The sequence below is a fragment of the Ruegeria sp. N8 genome (assembly GCF_056531325.1).
Genome location: NZ_JBQFLQ010000003.1, coordinates 121,064 through 140,183 on the forward strand (window position 1 = coordinate 121,064; position 19,120 = coordinate 140,183).

A 19,120-nucleotide genomic window follows, 5' to 3' on the forward strand; every position below is an offset into this window, starting at 1 on the left:
AAATCAGATGGGAACCAATCTGGAAAACATGTCGCGCAAAGAGCTGATCGCTCTGCGCGAAAATGTTGATAAGGCGTTGAAAAAAGCAGATAAAAGAGAGCGGCAAGAAGCTCTGAAAGCTGCTGAAAAAGCAGCGGCGGAATACGGGTTTTCGCTGGCTGAATTGTCAGATGGCGGTTCTGTGACTGGAAAACAAGCCAAATCCAAAGCGAAATATCGCAATCCTTCTTCGCCCGATCAAACCTGGTCCGGGCGCGGCCGAAAACCGCAATGGGTGCATGATGCGCTGAATTCCGGCGCCAATATGGCTGATTTGGAAATCTGATTGGAATTGACCTGACATGACAATTCATATTGGCGCTGAAAAAGGCGAAATCGCAGAAACGGTATTGTTGCCCGGCGATCCCTATCGGGCAAAATGGGCCGCCGAGACCTTTTTAGACGACGCAAAACAGGTCAACAATGTGCGCGGCATGTTGGGTTTCACCGGCACGTGGAAAGGTAACCCGGTTACGATTCAGGGCAGCGGCATGGGCATGCCCTCACTGTCGATCTACGTGAACGAATTGATCCGTGACTACGACGCAAAAACTCTGATCCGCATCGGTTCGTGCGGCGGAATGCAGGACAGCGTCAATATCCGCGACGTGATTTTGGCGATGACGTCGACCACACTCAGCACGCCTTCGCGGGGCATCATGAAAGAGCTGAATTTTGCCCCCTGTGCCGATTGGGGCCTGTTGCAAGCAGCGGCGCAGGTTGCGGCTGCCAAAGGCACGCCGACCCATGTGGGCGGCATCTATTCGTCGGACGTGTTCTATGACGAACGGCCCGATCTGAACGAACAGATGGTGCGCCACGGCATTCTGGGCGTCGAGATGGAAGCCGCCGAGCTTTATATTCTGGCCGCGCGCCATAAATGCCGCGCGCTGGCGGTGCTGACGGTTTCTGATCACTTGTTGACCGGTGAGGCGCTCCCTTCGTCCGAGCGGGAAAGCAGCTTTGGCGACATGGTCGAAATTGCCTTGCAGGCCGCGTTTCCTGAGACCTGAATCCAGACGGACCTACCGTCACTCTCGTCCTTTGAAGCATGCGGTAGGAGAGGTCTCGCCCTCCTGCCGCGCGCCGCAAAAAGCGCAAGTCCAAATCCCTTCTTTGCGGTGCTGACGCCAACGGCAATCACGCGTCAGAGTCGTTGTGCGGGATCGCCAGAACAGATAGGCGAAGACTCCGGCAGCAAGCAAAAGCAACAGAATGGGCATGGCCTTCCATCGCCCATTCCGATCGGCGGATCAAGCCGCGTTTGCGTATTCAAATAACTCTGGTTCATGCTGCTCTTGGGTCGAGTTCGGCTCGGGCATGTAGTAGGCCCACGCCTGATCCAGCAACTCCAGTGCTTTTGCCGCAGCGGCTTGTTTTTCTGAGGGTTTTTTTTCCATCGGAGCGATCCCTAATTGGTTCAATCACTCCTCCCTGACCAGACTATAAGCCCGATCAGCACCCTTCGCAGTGCATGATTTTGCAATCTTGCCATGCGCTTACCGCAAGGCGGCAAAGCATGGCAGCGCGGGTCAAACCGCGCGTTCGACCATCATCTTTTTGATTTCGGCAATCGCTTTGGCCGGGTTCAGACCCTTGGGGCAGGTCTTGGCACAGTTCATGATCGTGTGGCAACGATACAGCTTGAACGGATCTTCCAACTCATCCAAGCGCTCACCCGTTGCCTCATCGCGGCTGTCGATGATCCAGCGATATGCGTGCAGCAACGCGGCGGGTCCAAGATAACGGTCACCATTCCACCAGTAGCTGGGGCACGAGGTCGAGCAGCTTGCGCACATCACGCATTCATACAGGCCATCCAGTTTTTTGCGATCTTCGATGGACTGCTTCCATTCCTTCGCCGGGCGGTTGGTCTTGGTTTCCAGCCACGGCATGATGCTGGCATGCTGAGCATAGAAATGCGTCAGATCAGGGATCAGGTCCTTGACCACGGGCATATGGGGCAGCGGGTAAATCTTCACGTCGCCCTTGATCTCATCCATGCCATAGATACAGGCCAGCGTGTTGATCCCGTCGATATTCATCGCGCAGGATCCGCAAATACCTTCGCGGCAGGACCGGCGGAAGGTCAGCGTCGGATCAATCTCATTCTTGATCTTGATCAGCGCGTCCAAAACCATCGGGCCGCAGCTGTCCATATCGACGAAATAGGTATCCACCCGAGGGTTCTGACCATCATCCGGGTTCCAGCGATAGATCTGAAACTTTCGCACATTGGTCGCGCCATCCGGCTTGGGCCAGGTTTTACCGGTGGTGATCCGGGAATTCTTTGGCAGGGTGAGTTGTACCATTTCCGACCTCGCTAAATTCCTGCCTGTTGATACACTTTGAGAGGCGGAAAGCCAACCTTTTCGCCTTGAAAACAGTCAATAAAATTAGGCATTTTCGCCTTTACAAACTGATTTTGCGCGGGAAACGTGCAAGAAGTGAAATGGCTTGGAATTCCAGCAGGTGCAAACCCGAAAAATGCCGACAAACGTCGCAAATATTCCTTTCGGGACAAAGAACCCGTATCAGAAAATGATGTATTCCGCCTGCGGGCCGGAATTCAATCTGACCACATCTAAGAACGTGGAGTTTTCAGAATTTGCACACCCTGATTTTCAGGAAGAAAACAGGATTCTCCACCTACATTGGGATGATAGGCTGTTTCGAGAATCAGGCGAGGATGATGCGCTTAAATTCCAGCAGGCGCGCGCGCACTTGGACCGGTTCAAGCAAAACGGTGGCCGCTTGATCTGGACCATCCACAACCAACAGGCCCACAGCCATGGTGACGCCAACGACCTATTTTCCGAAAACCGCCGTGCCCTGACGAAAATGGCGGATTTGATCCACGTGCACACGCCTCATGCATGGGCCTATATGATATCCGAATACGGGGCCGAGTCTGAAAAACTGCGCCTGATCCCGCATCCCAGCTATCTGGGAGTTTATGAAGATGCCGAAGTCTCAATGGCCCGTCCCCTCGCACCCCGCCAGATCACGCGGTTTCTGACCTTCGGCGCCATGCGCGGCAATCGTGAGTTGGACCGGCTTCACCTCGCGGCCCGTAAACTCACCAATCGAGGGCACGCGTTTCACGTCTCGATCGCCGGGCGTGTATTTCGAAAGGGCCGCCGATTGGCGCGTCGGCTGGATGGCATCGCCAATGTTTCGGTCATTGCCGATCGCATACCCGACAGCGAAATACCCCAGCTGTTTTCGCAGGCCCACGTCTATGTGCTACCATCGACAACCACCTTCACCTCGGGCACGGCGATGTTGGCGCAAACCTTCGGCTTGCCAATAGTCGGACCCGATATCGAGGCGCATAAACAAACCACACCCGAAACCTGCCACGATCTGCTTTACCCTGCGCAAAACCCCCGCGGGTTGATCCGTATGATGATGCGTATGATGGAGATGTCTGACGCGGAACTGAATGAGAAACGGCTTGCCTGTTTCGAATTCGCCGTCCAACGCGATCCGATGCGTGTCTCGGGATTGTTAAAGAATGCGTTGTCAGAACTTGTTTGATCCGCACACGCGCCAAACAAAAAAGCCACCCCAATTCGGGATGGCTTTGACAGATCAACCGATCAGAAGGTCCGCGCCTTCGGGGCGATTTTCTTTAAGCTGATGCCGCCTTCGGCTTCGGTCGTCAGCGGGTCCGCAATCACAGGGCGATAGCTGAGCTCGACCTTGTTGCCCTCGACCCGGCTAACGGTGTGAACGCGCCAGTTCTCATCATCGCGCTCGGCAAAGTCCTCATGGGCGTGGGCACCACGAGATTCCTTACGCGCTTCGGCTCCGACGATCGTCGCCAATGCGCTCGGCATCAGGTTGCCCAGTTCCAGCGTCTCCATCAGGTCGCTGTTCCAGACCAGCGAGCGGTCGGTGACTTTCAGATCGTCCATCTTGGCTGCAATGGCCGTCATCTTTTCGACGCCTTCAGCCATGGTCTTGGCGGTACGGAATACTGCCGCGTCAGCCTGCATGGTTTTCTGCATCTCAAGTCGCAAGTCAGCGGTCGGGATCGAACCATTGGCGTTGCGTGCCGCATCGAACCGGTCAAACGCCTTATCGACCGACGCCTGATTCAGTACCGGATTCGCAGCCTCGGCATCTACAACCTTACCGGCCCGGATCGCGGCCGCGCGGCCAAAGACCACAAGGTCGATCAAAGAGTTCGAGCCCAAGCGGTTTGCCCCATGAACCGAGGCACATCCGGCCTCGCCGACAGCCATCAGACCGGGAACCACGGCGGTTGGGTTATCGGCAGTGGGGTTCAGAACCTCACCCCAGTAGTTCGTTGGAATGCCACCCATGTTGTAGTGAACCGTTGGCAGAACCGGAATCGGTTCCTTGGTCACGTCGACACCGGCGAAAATCTTGGCCGACTCTGAGATGCCCGGCAGGCGTTCTGCCAGTGCCTCGGCAGGCAGGTGCGACAGGTTCAGGTGGATGTGATCCCCTTCTCCACCCACTCCGCGCCCTTCGCGGATTTCCATGGTCATCGACCGGCTGACATAGTCACGGGGCGCAAGGTCTTTATACTGGGGCGCATAACGCTCCATGAACCGCTCACCTTCCGAGTTGGTCAGGTATCCGCCCTCGCCCCGAGCACCTTCGGTGATCAGGCAGCCCGAGCCGTAGATACCGGTCGGGTGGAACTGCACGAATTCCATATCCTGCAGGGCCAGGCCCGCGCGGGCGACCATGCCACCGCCGTCACCGGTGCAGGTATGGGCCGATGTGGCGCTGAAATAGGCGCGCCCATAGCCGCCGGTCGCCAGTACAACCATCTTGGCGTTGAAGACATGCATCGTACCGTCGTCCAGCTTCCAGCAGACGACGCCCTGACACTGCCCGTCCTCGGACATGATCAAGTCGATGGCGAAATATTCGATGTAGAACTCGGCGTTGTTCTTCAGCGATTGCCCGTACAGTGTATGCAGGATCGCGTGGCCGGTCCGGTCAGCAGCCGCACAGGTACGCTGTACTGCGGGTCCTTCGCCGAATTCAGTGGTGTGGCCGCCGAAGGGACGCTGATAGATCTTGCCTTCTTCGGTCCGGCTGAACGGCACACCATAATGTTCCAGCTCGTATACTGCCTTGGGGGCCTCACGCGCCAAGTATTCCATCGCGTCAGTATCGCCCAACCAGTCAGAGCCTTTGACGGTGTCATACATGTGCCACTGCCAATGGTCCGGCCCCATGTTCGACAGTGATGCTGCGATGCCACCCTGCGCCGCAACCGTGTGCGAGCGGGTCGGGAAAACCTTGGTCACGCAGGCGGTGCGCAGCCCTTGTTCGGCCATGCCCAGGGTGGCCCGCAGACCCGCCCCACCGGCGCCGACAACGACCACGTCATATTCATGCGTTTCGTATTCGTATGCAGCCATTTCTTTCAGCTCCGGGAATTAGAGGGCAATGCGGGCGATGGCGAACAGGCCCGCCGCAGCCGCGCCATAGGACAGGCAGGTTGTCAGGATGATCAGGACCTTCTCGGTCGTGCCGTGGGCATAATCCTCAAGCATCACCTGTGCGCCTTCGGCGAAGTGTTTCATACCGATCACCAATGTCAGCGCCGCAACAATCGCCGGGAACGGGCGCGAATAATAGTCCAAGACCACATCGTAGGGCTGCCCCAACACGGGACCAAAGGTGAAGATGAACAGCGGAACAAGGATCAGCAAAGCCACCGAGCTGACCTTCATCCGCCAGAAATGGGCTGTGCCCGCTTTGGCCGATCCCAGGCCAGTTGCGCGTTTGCGGTCTGTCAAATAACGCATGGTTGGCCTCCTTTAAGCAACGATAATCAGGGTCAGAAGGGTCAGGACAACCGATCCGCCAACTACAGCCCAACCCAATTTAGTAGCAGTGGGAATATCCAGGCCCATCGCGTTGTCCCAAATCAGATGCCGAATACCGGCCAGCGTGTGATACCACAGCCCCCACAAAGACAGCGCCATGACCAGATCGCCCAAAACCGACGTCAGCCACCAGTTCGCGCGCTCGAATGCCTCGGGCGAGGTCGCAGCGGCCAGAAACCACCAGACGATCAGCAAAGCAGCCACGATCATGGCGTTCCCGGTGATGCGTGTCAGGATGGATGTGACCGAGGTCAATTGCGGACGATAGATCGACAGATGCGGAGAAAGCGGGCGATTGCCCCGATTAACATCGGCCATGGCGGCTCCTTTTCGGTTGGCTACCGAACGTTTTACTGGTTTTTGCGACACTGTCACGTGCTGCACATGCAAAAAAGCCGCAAATTGACGCAATATGGCAGATATCGGCAAGTTGTGATCACGCAAAATAATGACGTGATCACAAAATTAATCACGCGCTTGGAATGTTAGCGCCCGAGCCTCGAATCTATTCCAATCCAGCGGTTTGCTGCGTCACCTCGCGCAGCAGTTTTTTGCGGATGCGCTCGGGGTAATCTTCGAACCCGGCGGCCGACACCACAAAGGCACCTTCACCCACGATGACGTTTTCGAAGAAATATGCCGTAAGGTCGGGTTCGCTTTCTTCGATGGCAATGGCATTCACAGTGACGCCGCGGCGGCGCAGGGTCTCGTGAATTTCGGTCGGCTCAACCCCTTCATTGGAAATTCCATCACCCGAGATGTCGATCAAATGCCGCTTGCAGGTGGCAACCTCGTCAAAATTCACCAGAGTCATCTCAAGTGCTTCTCCGATAGCTGTCGAGAAGTTGCGCCAGACCCGAGGATCAGCACCCACCTGATCAGCAAACCGGTCGAGGGTTTCGAAACTGTCGATTTTGGTCCAGGGGATGGTTATTCTTTGCCGCGACGCGCCGGTCCACTGAACCAGCATCAGGCGCGCGTTTCCGCGCACCAAAGCTTCTGAGACGATGGGATCCCGCAATCCTTCCGCCAGCCCGTCCATCTGGATACGGTATTCCGACGAATCGACCGAACCCGAGACATCCACCGCAAGCGCCAATGCCAAATCACACGCCCAGGCGGGCGGCGAAAGCAGAATGCAGGCAGCTAAGGATCGAAGCAACATGCGCGCAGCCTAGCACGATTGTGCCGAGCTGCGATCACATGAATGTGCGCACAGATCAGATTGGCATCAGCGCCCAATAATCGAGGTCTAAAAGCACGCCCGGCATGTATCGGCCGTCCTCATTTTTCAATTCAAATGGTTCGCCGCCTTTCGTAGCAACCAAACGCAGGCGGATGGCACCTACACCCGGCACACCGGTTTCGGCCTTGTCCAGAACCTCGGACCAGGCCTTGATCGTGTCACCCGCGAAACACGGGTTGGCGTGCGCACCGCCGTTCAGACCCACGATCATCTGCGCGTTGGCCAGGCCATTGAACGACAACGCCCGCGCCATCGAGATCACGTGCCCGCCATAGATCAGTCGCCCCTCGGGGCGGAAGGTCAGGTCGAAATGCACTTTGGCGGTGTTCTGCCAAAGGCGGGTGGCGAGCATATGCTCGGCCTCTTCTATGGTGACACCGTCCACGTGGTTGATCTTTTCGCCGATCTCATAGTCGCCCCAGCGATGCGCCTCACCGGCTTGGGCAAAATCGTAGTTCGAGAAATTCAAACCCTGCGGAATGACCAGATCACTTGGCTCCAACGCCTTTTTCAACTGCGGCACAACCGCTTCGGGCGCGGGGGCGGACAGGTCTGATTTGCGCACCATCACCCAGCGGACATACTCCATGACTGCCTCGTCGCGCTGGTTCAGGCCACGGGTGCGTACGTAAACCACCCCGGTCTTCCCGTTCGAATTCTGCTTGATCCCAATCACTTCGGATTCCGACCGCAACGTGTCACCGGCATAGACCGGCTTCAGCCAGCGCCCCTCGGCATAGCCCAGATTGGCCACCGCATTCAGCGATACATCCGGCACTGTCTTGCCGAACACCACGTGGAAGGCCGCCAGATCATCCAGCGGGCTTTGCGGCAGGCCAGAGGCTCGGGCAAACTCATCCGAAGAATACAGCGCATGACGCGCTGGATAGAGCGCGTGATACATCGCGCGCTCACCATCGGTTACGGTGCGCGGCACCGCATGCTGCAGCACCTGCCCGACGGAATAGTCCTCGAAAAAGCGGCCCGAGTTGGTTTTTGCCATTATTGTTGTCCCAGTTTCATATCGGGTGAATAGTCGGCCGCGACCTCTTTGGTTACAGCCTGCGCACAGCGCATCACGTTATTGGCGGCGTCAAAGGCATAAGACGGGTCGCCATACAGCTCCCACCCTTTGGCCAGCGCGTCGGACACTTTGTGGCAAAAGGCCGAGGTGTCCTCTTCGGTCAGCAGACGATAGAGTTTTGCCATCTTATTCCCCTCACGATCCGAACGGCGATGGGCCGACCAGCCCATGGATATAGCCGATGAAACCCAGCAGAACGATCGAGGCCACAAAGAACATCGCGTCTTTGCCGTAAGTCCCGGGTTCGCCGGAGGTCCAGTCAGGTTCGGACTTGTTGATCACGATCACTTCGACCACGGCCCAGGCCAGCAATCCGCCGAACAGGATGATCGAGGCCAGATCGCCATTCACCAGCAAATGCGCAAAGGCCCACAGCTTGAACCCGCCTAGCATCGGATGGCGCAGCTTGTTCAGCAGGCGGCCTTTCTTGGGTGCGGGGCTCATCAGGAAGATGGCAATCAGCACCAGCAGGTTGTTGACGTGGATCAGGAACGTGGGCGGCGCCCAGACATAGATGAAATCAGTCATGCGATAGCCCAAGATCATCAGCAAGATCGAAGCCACCAGCGCCAGTGCCACCGCGCCTTTGCCGCCATTACCCATTGCTGCACGCCGCGCGGGCGCGACGCGTTTGAACAGATGTGCGGCCCACCAAATCGCCACACCAAAGATCAGAAGAACAAAGCCCATGCTGGCTTACCCCGCTTGCAAAGCTGAAATCGCCTCTGCTTTTGCCAGAATTTCGCGGGCGGTTGCAACGTGCAGGTTTTCAACGATCTTGCCATCCACGACAGCAACGCCCTGCCCCTGCGCTTCGACCGCTTCAAAGGCCGCGATCTGACGTTGCGCCAGATCAATTTCGCTGTCCGAGGGCGCATAGGCGGCGTTCGTGATCTCGACCTGAGCGGGGTGGATCAGCGTCTTGCCGTCAAAGCCCATATCGCGGCCTTGCGTGCATTCTGCGGCCAGACCTTCGTCATCCTTAAAGGCATTGTAGACACCATCCACGATGATCAGCCCCTCGGCCTTGGCGGCCAACAGGCACAGGCCCAGCGAGGTCATCAGCGGCAAGCGGTCGGGGCGGAACCGGGTCTGCAACTCCTTGGCCAAGTCGTTGGTGCCCATCACGAAACCCGCCATCAGCGGATGTGCGGCGATATCGGCCGCGTTCAGCATCCCACGCGGGGTCTCCATCATCGCCCAGATCGGGATATCGCCGGTGATCGCAGCCAGCGCGTCTACATCAGCGGCCGAGTTCACCTTAGGCAGCAAAACCACGTCGGCATCCATGTCCCGCACGGCCTCGGCATCGGCGCGACCCCATTCGGTGTCCAGCCCGTTTATGCGCACGATCTTGGCCCGCGCGCCGTACCCGCCTGCGGCCAGAGCAGCCTTGAGCGTTTCACGCGCGTTCTCTTTTTCATCCGCTGCAACTGCATCCTCCAGATCAAAGATGATCGCGTCGACCGGCAAGGTGCGTGCCTTGTCCAGCGCCCGATCACGCGAGCCGGGGATATACAGTACAGAGCGATAGGGGCGCTGACGGGGGTCCATTGGCCTCTCCAAAAAGAAATAAAGTTGCGCAGAATGGGGCATTTTTTTTCGGAAAGTTCAAGAGCAAAATCGCCGCATCGCAGCATTCGCGACGCAACGTGCGTTGGTTTAACCGGATTTCGGTGCCTGGCCCGCACCCTTTAAGACAGATGGAATCGAAAGGGTGCAAGGATGAAGAAGACGCTGTTCACGATGACAATTGGGCTGGGAATCATGGTTCTGGCCGCCCAGCAGGTACAGGCTCGAACCTGCGCCCCGCGCGAAGACGTGGTCAAACGGCTAACCGAAACCTATGGCGAGACCCGGCAGGTTATCGGCATCGCGCGTCAGGGTGCGATGATGGAGGTGTACGCCTCGGCCGCAAGCGGCAGTTGGACGATCACTGTCACACTGCCGGACGGGGTAACCTGCCTGATCGCGTCCGGTCAGTCCTATGAGGATATGGCCGAGGCGCTGCCGCCCAACATCTAGGTCAGCGCGTCCCAGATCAGTTTGCCGCCTGTCAGGGTCAGCAGGACGTAAGCGATGCCAAAGAACAGGCGCTCGGACATCATGAAATGTGCCCGGACGCCCAACCACGCGCCAAGAATGGCGAAAGGGGTCAGTAGTAAATCCGCCAGCGCGGTGTGCCAGGTGAACAGGCCCAGATAGGCGAAGGGCACAAATTTCGCCGCGTTGATCACCCAGAAGACCAGCACGGTGCTGGCCTGAAACTCGGTCTTCGACAGGCGCTGCGACAGCAGGTAGACGGCGGCGGGTGGGCCGCCAGCATGGCTGACAAAGCTGGTGAACCCGGCCACCAGCCCCGCAAACAGCCCGGCCGAGGGCGGCAACCGGTTGGCAAATCCGCGAATCCAGCCCTTGCTTTGCGCCATATGCCAGATCACGAACCCAACCGAGATCCCTCCGATCAGCAGGCGCAACAAATCGTCATCTGTCACGCGGTACAGCCACGCGCCCAGCGCGATGCCGGGCACAGCGCCAAGGATTAACAGGCGCGAATCCGGCCAGCTCCAGCGCTTCCAATAAGGCTTCAACGTGGCAACATCGATCACCATCAGGATGGGCAACATCAGCGCTAGCGCCTGTCCCGGCGTCAAGATCAGCGCCAGAATCGACGAGGAAGCAAAGGCGACGCCCGACCCAAACCCGCCCTTGGAAATGCCCGCAAAGATCACCGCAGGGATCGCCACCGCAAAAAACAAAAAATTTAACTCAAACATGCGGCGGTTCCGAAAAAGCGTATCTCAAAGGCCGTTTAGCGCAACCAAAGCGACCCAGCAACGGTATGCGGTTGTATGCCACGTCGTGAAACCCTTGCGTATTGCCGCTTTAGCGACTAGCACAACCGCGATTTCAAAATCCATCGGAGATATTCCACATGGCCAGACCCAAGATCGCGCTGATCGGCGCAGGTCAGATCGGCGGCACGCTCGCCCACCTCGCTGCAATGAAAGAACTGGGTGACGTCGTCCTGTTCGACATCGCCGAAGGCACCCCCGAAGGCAAGGCGCTGGACATCGCAGAATCCGGCCCCTCCGAAGGGTTTGACGCCAAGCTTAAGGGCACCCAGTCCTACGAAGACATCGCAGGCGCGGACGTCTGCATCGTGACGGCTGGTGTCCCACGCAAACCGGGTATGAGCCGGGACGACCTGCTGGGCATCAACCTGAAGGTCATGAAATCCGTGGGTGAAGGCATCGCCGCCAACGCGCCCGATGCGTTCGTCATCTGCATCACCAACCCGCTGGACGCAATGGTCTGGGCGCTGCGCGAATTCTCGGGCCTGCCCCACAACAAAGTCTGCGGTATGGCAGGCGTTCTGGACTCGGGCCGTTTTGCTCACTTCCTGTCGGAAGAGTTCAACGTCTCCATGCGCGATGTGACCGCATTTGTGCTGGGCGGCCACGGCGACACGATGGTGCCGTCGGTGCGCTATTCAACCGTCGCCGGTATTCCTTTGCCGGATCTGGTCGAGATGGGCTGGACCACGCAGGAGAAATTGGACGCCATCGTTCAGCGTACCCGTGACGGAGGCGCCGAAATCGTTGGCCTGCTGAAAACTGGTTCGGCCTTCTACGCTCCGGCCACCTCGGCTATCGAAATGGCCGAAGCTTATCTGAAAGACCAGAAGCGCGTTCTGCCTTGCGCCGCCTTTTGCAATGGCGAGCTGGGTGTTGACGGCATGTATGTGGGCGTTCCCACCGTGATCGGTGCCGGCGGCATTGAACGGATCGTCAACATCAAGCTCAACGAAGAAGAGCAAGCTGGCTTTGACAACTCGGTCAACGCCGTGAAAGGCCTGATCGAAGCATGTAAGGGCATCGACAACTCTCTGGCGTAAGCTGCGGACCCAATCCAAATTGAAACCGGTCCAATTCTGGGCCGGTTTTCTTTTGGTCGCGTGTCGTCGCATATCGGTCGCACATGTTGGCGCAAACAGAGTAAATACCGGTTTCTGAATGCGTTACCTATCGCGAAGATGGCGTGCTCGAATCACTTTCCACATCAGTTTATTTTTGTGATCACACCTGAAAATACTGTGATCACAAATAGTGAAAATCTTCGTGAAATACCGCTTTGCTATCAAAAAAGCCTTTAAACTTGTCCCCTACACACCCCTATAAAAGGTCAATCGTAGTCAGACGGGACAATTTCGATGAACATTCACGAATACCAAGCCAAGGCGCTTCTTCGCAGCTATGGCGCCCCGGTCTCCGACGGTCGCGCGGTTCTGCGCGCCGAGGAAGCCAAAACCGCAGCCGGTGAACTGGATGGCCCCCTTTGGGTTGTCAAAGCACAGATCCACGCAGGTGGGCGCGGCAAGGGCAGCTTCAAAGAGGCCGACGCCGGTGAAAAGGGCGGTGTCCGTCTGACCAAATCGGTCGAAGAAGCCGCCGAAGAGGCCAAAAAAATGTTGGGCCGCACGCTGGTCACGCATCAGACCGGCCCTGCGGGCAAACAGGTCAACCGCATCTATATCGAGGCCGGTTCCGGCATCGAGACCGAGATGTATCTTGCCCTACTGGTGGATCGCCAGACCAGCCGTATTTCCTTCGTCTGCTCGACCGAAGGCGGCATGGATATCGAAGAGGTGGCTGCAGCCACGCCCGAGAAAATCCTGTCCTTCTCGGTTGATCCGGCCACCGGCTATCAACCTTACCACGGCCGCCGCATCGCATTTTCGCTGGGTCTGCAAGGCGCACAGGTCAAACAATGCGTCAAACTGATGAGCCAGCTTTACTCCGCCTTCGTCGAGAAGGACATGGAGATGCTGGAGATCAACCCGCTGATTGTCTCGGACAAGGGTGATCTGAAAGTGTTGGACGCCAAGGTTGGTTTCGACGGCAACGCGGTCTACCGCCACCCCGATATCGCTGAACTGCGCGACGAGACCGAAGAAGACCCCAAGGAACTCGAAGCCTCGAAATACGACCTGAACTACATCGCGCTGGATGGTGAGATCGGGTGCATGGTGAACGGTGCCGGTCTGGCGATGGCCACGATGGACATCATCAAACTGTACGGGGCCGAGCCTGCCAACTTCCTCGACGTGGGTGGCGGTGCCACTAAAGAGAAAGTGACCGAGGCGTTCAAGATCATCACCTCGGACCCGAACGTCAAAGGCATTCTGGTCAACATCTTCGGCGGCATCATGCGCTGTGACGTCATCGCCGAGGGCGTTGTCGCCGCGGTGAAAGAGGTCGGCCTGCAGGTCCCGCTGGTCGTGCGTCTGGAAGGCACGAACGTTGAGAAAGGCAAAGAGATCATCAACACCTCTGGCCTGGACGTAATCGCGGCGGACAACCTGAAAGACGGCGCCGAGAAGATCGTGAAGGCGGTTAAGGGTTAAGTCAAAATGGGAGTGGGAGAAGCCATTGCTCTGTTAGCCTTCGCTGCACTGGTCATTATTGTCTTTGTGGTGAAAGAAAACCGGCTGGCCGACCCAAATCGAACAGACACAATCTACGTTTCCCAAATGCGTGAAGTTTGCAATTTGAATGATGGCCCTGTGTCCGCAGCACTTATCAGACAATCCGGCAACCTCTACCGAGACTTGGGTTTCTACGATCACTGGAGGGATGCAATGGACGAAATCGAAAAGTCTATGCGTCGAGCCAAAGTAGAGTCAGTGTTTGTTGAATCAAATGACTCAGATCGTTTTGAAGTTATTCGACTGCACCACTCCCATGGCGGCAAGGCCGAAGGAAAAAACTAGGAGGGGCGGTTATCGCCTCGGAGGCTTAACACTCGCGCCTATGGCGCGGCAATTTCAGGAGACTCCTAAAAATGGCAGTCCTCATCGACGAAAATACCAAAGTGATCTGTCAGGGCTTTACCGGCTCGCAGGGCACATTCCACAGCGAACAGGCCATCGCCTATGGCACCAAGATGGTCGGCGGTGTGACCCCCGGCAAAGGCGGGATGACACATCTTGACCTGCCCGTGTTCAACTCGGTCCACGAGGCCAAGCATGTGACCGAGGCGAACGCCTCGGTGATCTATGTTCCGCCGCCGTTCGCCGCAGATTCGATCCTCGAAGCGATTGATGCCGAGATGGAAGTGATCGTCTGCATCACCGAAGGCATCCCGGTTCTGGACATGATGAAGGTGAAACGCGCGCTGGAAGGCTCGAAATCGCGCCTGATCGGCCCGAACTGCCCCGGTGTCATCACGCCCGACGCCTGCAAAATCGGCATCATGCCCGGCCACATCCACAAGCGTGGCTCGGTCGGCGTTGTGTCGCGCTCGGGCACCCTGACCTATGAGGCCGTCAAACAGACCACCGATGTGGGTCTGGGCCAGTCCACCTGCGTCGGCATCGGCGGCGACCCGATCAAAGGAACCGAGCATATCGACGTGCTGGAATGGTTCCTGGCGGATGATGAGACCCACTCGATCATCATGATCGGTGAGATCGGTGGCTCGGCCGAGGAAGAAGCCGCACAGTTCCTGGCGGATGAGGCCAAGAAGGGCCGCAAAAAGCCGGTTGCTGGCTTCATTGCTGGCCGCACGGCCCCTCCGGGCCGCCGCATGGGCCACGCGGGCGCGATTGTCGCCGGCGGCAAAGGCGGTGCCGAGGACAAGATCGAAGCCATGCGGTCGGCCGGTATCGTTGTGGCAGAAAGCCCCGCGACGCTGGGTGAGGCCGTGCTGGAAGCGATTGGCTGATGACAAACCGACTCTCCACAGGCGCTGGGGGTAGCGCCCGACCCTGGGTGGGTGCTGCAAGCGCCCTCCCGGGGGGAGGGTCGGGCACTGCCCGGCGTTGCCGCCGGGCGGGTGGGTGCTGATGGGACCAAAATGCGCTATATCGTTGGGTTTTCGAAAGGTCTTTGATTTTTCGGGACGCGCCTCTCGATCCGAATTCTGGTGGATGTTTCTCGCGAGTTTGGTCGTCACTCTGATCTTCCAGATTTTCTCGGCAAGCCTCATAGTCGCGTCACTGGGGTCAAGCGCTTTGGCATCCGGTCCGCTAACGGCGGAAAACCTTCCGCTTGGCTTGATGGTCTCAGCTTCCGTTTTTCTCTTTTGTTTTCTAATGCTCCCGACGGTATCCCGAAGGTTCAAAGACTATGGCTGGCGAGGTGGCTGGTTCTACATTGCTGCATGGATGAACGGCGTTTCAGGTGCTGCCCTCACGATTTGCGCGATGCTTTTCCTGGCTGGGCGTGCAGAAACTGCCGTGCAAATCCTTGTTCCCGCCATGCTATTGGGCTTCATCCCCTACGGAAGCGTATTGTGGTGTTTCTGGATTGGGTTTGTAAAACCTGAGAACAGCTCGAATCGATATGGTTTGAACCCTGTTGGAGCGATCCCATGACCTTCTCTGACGCCATCCGCACCTGTTTCTCCAAGTTCTTCACCTTCTCGGGTCGCGCCTCGCGGCCTGAATACTGGTTCTTTTTCCTGTTCATCGTGATCTGGAGCCTCATCGCAGGTTTCATTGACCTTCAGTTTTTCACGCAAGTCGCCACGACCGAGACCGAAACCACGAGATCCGTCGCTGCCACATCGAGTCAACCGGTGCAGAGCATTGTCAGCCTAATCGTCTTCTTCCCACATCTCGCGGTCGCATGGCGGCGGATGCATGATACCGGACGCAGCGGGCTTTATGCCCTGTTTCCGCTGCTGCTGATGGCCGGGGCCGTTGCGGTGCTGGTGTTCGGCATTGGAATGGCGTCCAGCTTCCAGCATGGCGGCAATCTGGATATCTTGTTCACCCGCGCGACTTTACTGATTGTTATACCCACACTTCTAGTCCTGATGATCTCGCCCCTCCTGGTGCTGTGGTGGCTGACCCGCCCCAGCCAGCCAGGCACCAACCAATACGGTCCCAACCCATATGAGGTAACCCAATGACCGAGCACTCGCCCAACTCCGCCTTTCATGCCTCAAGCTTCATGCAGGGGCACAATGCCGAATATCTGGAACAGCTATACGCTCAATACACGCGGGACCCGAATGCAGTAGATGCGGCCTGGGTCGAGTTCTTTCGCGCCATGGGCGATGCTTCGCCGGATGTGCAGCGCGAGGCCGAGGGCCCGTCCTGGGCGCGCACTGACTGGCCGCCGATGCCTGCGGATGACCTGACGGGCGCGCTTACCGGTGAGTGGGCCGAGATCGACGCCAAGGCGGCGGGCAAAAAGATCAAGGACAAAGCAGCGGACAAGGGCGTTGCGGTCAGCGAAGATCAGATCAAGCGCGCGGTTCTGGACAGCCTGCGCGCACTGATGCTGATCCGGGCCTATCGTATCCGGGGTCATCTGGCCGCCAATCTGGACCCGTTGGGGATGCGTGCTGCGACCAACCACCCCGAATTGGACCCCAAGACCTATGGCTTTACCGAGGCCGACATGGACCGGCCGATCTTTATCGACAACGTGCTGGGCCTGCAGATGGCCTCGATGCGGCAGATCGTCGATATCGTGAAGCGGACCTATTGCGGCACCTTCGCGCTGCAATACATGCATATTTCCGATCCCGAACAGGCCGCGTGGCTGAAAGAGCGGATCGAAGGCTATGGCAAGGAAATCGCGTTCACCAAGGAAGGCCGCAAGGCGATCCTGAACAAGATGGTCGAGGCCGAGGGTTTCGAGAAATTCCTGCACGTCAAATACATGGGCACCAAGCGGTTCGGTCTGGACGGCGGTGAGGCTCTGATCCCCGCGATGGAACAGATCATCAAGCGCGGCGGCGCGCTGGGTGTGCGTGACATTGTTATCGGGATGCCGCACCGAGGCCGTCTTAACATTCTGGCCAACGTGATGCGCAAACCCTATCGCGCGATCTTCAACGAATTCCAGGGCGGCAGCTTCAAGCCCGAGGATGTGGATGGCTCAGGCGATGTAAAATACCACCTGGGTGCGTCCAGCGACCGGGAATTTGACGGCAACAATGTCCACCTGTCGCTGACCGCCAACCCCAGCCACCTTGAGGCCGTGAACCCGGTAGTTCTGGGCAAGGTCCGCGCCAAGCAGGACCAGCTGAAGGATGACGAGCGTACGGCGGTGATGGGCATTCTGCTGCACGGCGACGCGGCCTTTGCAGGTCAGGGCGTTGTGGCCGAAGGGTTCGGGCTGTCCGGCCTGCGGGGGCATAAGACCGGTGGCACCATGCATATCGTGGTGAACAACCAGATCGGTTTCACCACGGCGCCTCATTTCAGCCGCTCCAGCCCCTATCCCACCGATATCGCGCTGATGGTTGAAGCGCCGATTTTCCACGTGAACGGTGACGATCCCGAGGCGGTGGTTCACGCCGCAAAAGTGGCGACCGAATTCCGCCAGAAGTTCCACAAGGACGTGGTTATCGACATCTTCTGCTATCGCCGGTTTGGTCACAACGAGGGCGATGAGCCCATGTTCACCAACCCGATCATGTACAAAAAGATCAAGACGCATAAGACCACGCTGTCGCTTTATACAGAACGTCTGGTCAAGGATGGCCTGATCCCCGAAGGCGAAATCGAGGATATGAAAGCCGCTTTCCAGGCCCACCTGAATGACGAGTTCGAGGCCGGGAAAGATTACAAACCCAACAAGGCCGACTGGCTGGACGGGCGCTGGTCACATCTGGACAAAAACAAAGAAGAGTATGTCCGGGGCGACACGGCGATCTCGCCGGAAACCATGGCCGAGGTCGGCAACGCTCTGACCCATGTGCCCGAAGATATCGCGCTGCACAAAACCGTCGGCCGACTTTTGGACCACAAGAAAAAGATGTTCGAAAGCGGCAAGGGGTTCGACTGGGCAACCGGCGAAGCGCTGGCGTTTGGCTCGCTTCTAACCGAGGGCTATCCGGTCCGCTTGTCCGGTCAGGATGCAACGCGAGGGACATTCAGCCAACGCCACTCGGGCTTTGTGCATCAGGAGACCGAGGCACGATACTATCCGCTCAACAACATCCGGGCCGGACAGTCGCACTATGAAGTGATCGACTCGATGCTGTCGGAATATGCGGTGCTGGGTTTTGAATACGGCTATTCGCTGGCCGAACCCAATGCCTTGACCTTATGGGAGGCGCAGTTCGGCGATTTTGCCAACGGCGCGCAGATCATGTTTGACCAGTTCATCAGCTCGGGTGAAAGCAAATGGCTGCGTATGTCCGGTTTGGTCTGTCTGTTGCCGCACGGGTTTGAAGGTCAGGGGCCTGAACACTCGTCCGCGCGTCTGGAACGCTTCCTGCAGATGTGCGGGCAGGACAACTGGATCGTGGCGAACTGCACGACGCCGGCGAACTATTTCCACATCCTGCGCCGCCAGCTGCACAGGACTTTCCGAAAACCGCTGATCATGGTGACGCCAAAATCACTGCTGCGTCACAAATTGGCCGTCAGCACCGCGGATCAATTCACCACCGGATCCAGCTTCCACCGGGTGCTGTGGGATGACGCGCAGCATGGCAACTCGGACACCAAGCTGGTCGCAGATGACAAGGTCAAGCGGGTCGTTCTGTGTTCAGGCAAGGTCTACTATGACTTGCTCGAAGAACGCGACGCGCGCGGGATCGACGACGTCTACCTGATGCGGATCGAGCAATATTATCCGTTCCCGGCGCATTCGCTGATCAATGAGCTTGAGCGCTTCAAAGGGGCCGAGATCGTCTGGTGTCAGGAAGAGCCCAAGAACCAGGGTGCCTGGTCCTTTATCGAACCCAACATCGAATGGGTTTTGACCCGGATTAAAGCAAAACATACACGGCCCCGCTATGTCGGCCGCGCTACTTCGGCCTCGCCCGCGACGGGTCTGGCCAGCCAACACAAAGCCCAACAAGAAGCGCTGGTGAACGAAGCGCTGAGCATTGAAGGAAAATAAT

Annotated in this window: 22 protein-coding genes; 11 read left to right on the top strand and 11 right to left on the bottom strand. The window is 57.8% G+C overall.

The annotated features are described in order from the left end of the window. Positions 1–7 precede the first annotated feature (7 nt). On the top strand, positions 8–325 hold the full coding sequence (locus ACR0C5_RS08220) for an H-NS histone family protein (protein WP_480550464.1): 318 nt from the start codon (positions 8–10) through the stop codon (positions 323–325). 16 nt (positions 326–341) lie between these two features. Next, positions 342–1,052, top strand: coding sequence for a purine-nucleoside phosphorylase (gene deoD / locus ACR0C5_RS08225; RefSeq protein WP_480875880.1), 711 nt, complete (start codon positions 342–344; stop codon positions 1,050–1,052). 240 nt (positions 1,053–1,292) lie between these two features. Here the strand turns inward: deoD and ACR0C5_RS08230 are convergent, their stop codons facing one another. Together ACR0C5_RS08230 and ACR0C5_RS08235 are read right to left on the bottom strand one after the other, a co-directional pair. Next, positions 1,293–1,439, bottom strand: coding sequence for a hypothetical protein (locus tag ACR0C5_RS08230; protein ID WP_170784887.1), 147 nt, complete (start codon positions 1,437–1,439; stop codon positions 1,293–1,295). A gap of 132 nt (positions 1,440–1,571) precedes the next feature. Continuing rightward, positions 1,572–2,351: a succinate dehydrogenase iron-sulfur subunit gene (locus tag ACR0C5_RS08235; protein WP_170772528.1), complete on the bottom strand. Its 780-nt coding sequence runs from the start codon at positions 2,349–2,351 to the stop codon at positions 1,572–1,574. A 412-nt stretch (positions 2,352–2,763) separates the two neighbouring features. Between ACR0C5_RS08235 and ACR0C5_RS08240 the strand changes: the two genes are divergently transcribed. Next, on the top strand, positions 2,764–3,579 hold the full coding sequence (locus tag ACR0C5_RS08240) for a glycosyltransferase (RefSeq protein WP_170772529.1): 816 nt from the start codon (positions 2,764–2,766) through the stop codon (positions 3,577–3,579). Positions 3,580–3,641: 62 nt separating this feature from the next. Here ACR0C5_RS08240 and sdhA read toward each other — a convergent pair whose 3' ends face one another. The 8 genes from sdhA to ACR0C5_RS08280 all read right to left on the bottom strand — a co-directional run bounded on the left by sdhA (position 3,642) and on the right by ACR0C5_RS08280 (position 9,802). Further along, a complete protein-coding gene (gene sdhA / locus ACR0C5_RS08245) occupies positions 3,642–5,447 on the bottom strand; it encodes a succinate dehydrogenase flavoprotein subunit (protein ID WP_170772531.1) in 1,806 nt (601 codons plus the stop codon). Between the two features lie 18 nt (positions 5,448–5,465). Beyond that, positions 5,466–5,837 (bottom strand): succinate dehydrogenase, hydrophobic membrane anchor protein, encoded by a 372-nt coding sequence (gene sdhD, locus ACR0C5_RS08250; RefSeq protein ID WP_170772533.1) that lies wholly within the window; start codon positions 5,835–5,837, stop codon positions 5,466–5,468. Positions 5,838–5,849: 12 nt separating this feature from the next. Next, on the bottom strand, positions 5,850–6,236 hold the full coding sequence (gene sdhC, locus ACR0C5_RS08255) for a succinate dehydrogenase, cytochrome b556 subunit (RefSeq protein ID WP_170772535.1): 387 nt from the start codon (positions 6,234–6,236) through the stop codon (positions 5,850–5,852). A gap of 187 nt (positions 6,237–6,423) precedes the next feature. Beyond that, positions 6,424–7,083 carry a DUF1194 domain-containing protein gene (locus ACR0C5_RS08260; protein WP_170789731.1) on the bottom strand — a complete coding sequence of 220 codons (660 nt, stop codon included), beginning with the start codon at positions 7,081–7,083 and terminating at the stop codon, positions 6,424–6,426. 55 nt (positions 7,084–7,138) lie between these two features. Then, positions 7,139–8,167 carry a MaoC family dehydratase gene (locus ACR0C5_RS08265; protein ID WP_170772539.1) on the bottom strand — a complete coding sequence of 343 codons (1,029 nt, stop codon included), beginning with the start codon at positions 8,165–8,167 and terminating at the stop codon, positions 7,139–7,141. After that, on the bottom strand, positions 8,167–8,373 hold the full coding sequence (locus ACR0C5_RS08270; RefSeq protein WP_170751789.1) for a DUF1737 domain-containing protein: 207 nt from the start codon (positions 8,371–8,373) through the stop codon (positions 8,167–8,169). Before ACR0C5_RS08270 ends, ACR0C5_RS08265 begins: the two co-directional genes overlap by 1 nt. 10 nt (positions 8,374–8,383) lie before the next feature. Beyond that, on the bottom strand, positions 8,384–8,938 hold the full coding sequence (locus tag ACR0C5_RS08275; protein WP_480875886.1) for an NnrU family protein: 555 nt from the start codon (positions 8,936–8,938) through the stop codon (positions 8,384–8,386). A 6-nt stretch (positions 8,939–8,944) separates the two neighbouring features. After that, positions 8,945–9,802 carry an HpcH/HpaI aldolase/citrate lyase family protein gene (locus ACR0C5_RS08280; RefSeq protein WP_480875889.1) on the bottom strand — a complete coding sequence of 286 codons (858 nt, stop codon included), beginning with the start codon at positions 9,800–9,802 and terminating at the stop codon, positions 8,945–8,947. A 171-nt stretch (positions 9,803–9,973) separates the two neighbouring features. Between ACR0C5_RS08280 and ACR0C5_RS08285 the strand changes: the two genes are divergently transcribed. Further along, on the top strand, positions 9,974–10,273 hold the full coding sequence (locus ACR0C5_RS08285) for a hypothetical protein (RefSeq protein WP_480875891.1): 300 nt from the start codon (positions 9,974–9,976) through the stop codon (positions 10,271–10,273). Here the strand turns inward: ACR0C5_RS08285 and ACR0C5_RS08290 are convergent. Further along, positions 10,270–11,025, bottom strand: coding sequence for a sulfite exporter TauE/SafE family protein (locus ACR0C5_RS08290; RefSeq protein ID WP_170772545.1), 756 nt, complete (start codon positions 11,023–11,025; stop codon positions 10,270–10,272). The two genes, ACR0C5_RS08285 and ACR0C5_RS08290, sit on opposite strands and share 4 nt — an antisense overlap. Before the next feature lie 158 nt (positions 11,026–11,183). Between ACR0C5_RS08290 and mdh the strand changes: the two genes are divergently transcribed. From mdh to ACR0C5_RS08325, 7 genes are all read left to right on the top strand, one after another. Then, a complete protein-coding gene (mdh, locus tag ACR0C5_RS08295; protein WP_170772546.1) occupies positions 11,184–12,146 on the top strand; it encodes a malate dehydrogenase in 963 nt (320 codons plus the stop codon). 315 nt (positions 12,147–12,461) lie between these two features. After that, the gene (gene sucC / locus ACR0C5_RS08300) at positions 12,462–13,655 is read left to right on the top strand and encodes an ADP-forming succinate--CoA ligase subunit beta (protein ID WP_170789726.1); all 1,194 of its coding nucleotides are present in this window, start codon (positions 12,462–12,464) and stop codon (positions 13,653–13,655) included. Between the two features lie 6 nt (positions 13,656–13,661). Then, positions 13,662–14,021: a hypothetical protein gene (locus ACR0C5_RS08305; RefSeq protein WP_480875893.1), complete on the top strand. Its 360-nt coding sequence runs from the start codon at positions 13,662–13,664 to the stop codon at positions 14,019–14,021. Between the two features lie 71 nt (positions 14,022–14,092). Continuing rightward, complete coding sequence (sucD, locus tag ACR0C5_RS08310; protein WP_170353524.1) at positions 14,093–14,974, top strand: succinate--CoA ligase subunit alpha; 882 nt, start codon at positions 14,093–14,095, stop codon at positions 14,972–14,974. A gap of 121 nt (positions 14,975–15,095) precedes the next feature. Next, a complete protein-coding gene (locus tag ACR0C5_RS08315; protein ID WP_480875896.1) occupies positions 15,096–15,626 on the top strand; it encodes a DUF805 domain-containing protein in 531 nt (176 codons plus the stop codon). Further along, entirely contained in the window at positions 15,623–16,165 is a 543-nt protein-coding gene (locus tag ACR0C5_RS08320; protein ID WP_170789724.1) for a DUF805 domain-containing protein, read from the top strand. Before ACR0C5_RS08315 ends, ACR0C5_RS08320 begins: the two co-directional genes overlap by 4 nt. Further along, positions 16,162–19,119 carry a 2-oxoglutarate dehydrogenase E1 component gene (locus ACR0C5_RS08325; RefSeq protein WP_480504488.1) on the top strand — a complete coding sequence of 986 codons (2,958 nt, stop codon included), beginning with the start codon at positions 16,162–16,164 and terminating at the stop codon, positions 19,117–19,119. The genes ACR0C5_RS08320 and ACR0C5_RS08325 overlap by 4 nt, the downstream gene beginning before the upstream one ends. Position 19,120 lies beyond the last annotated feature (1 nt).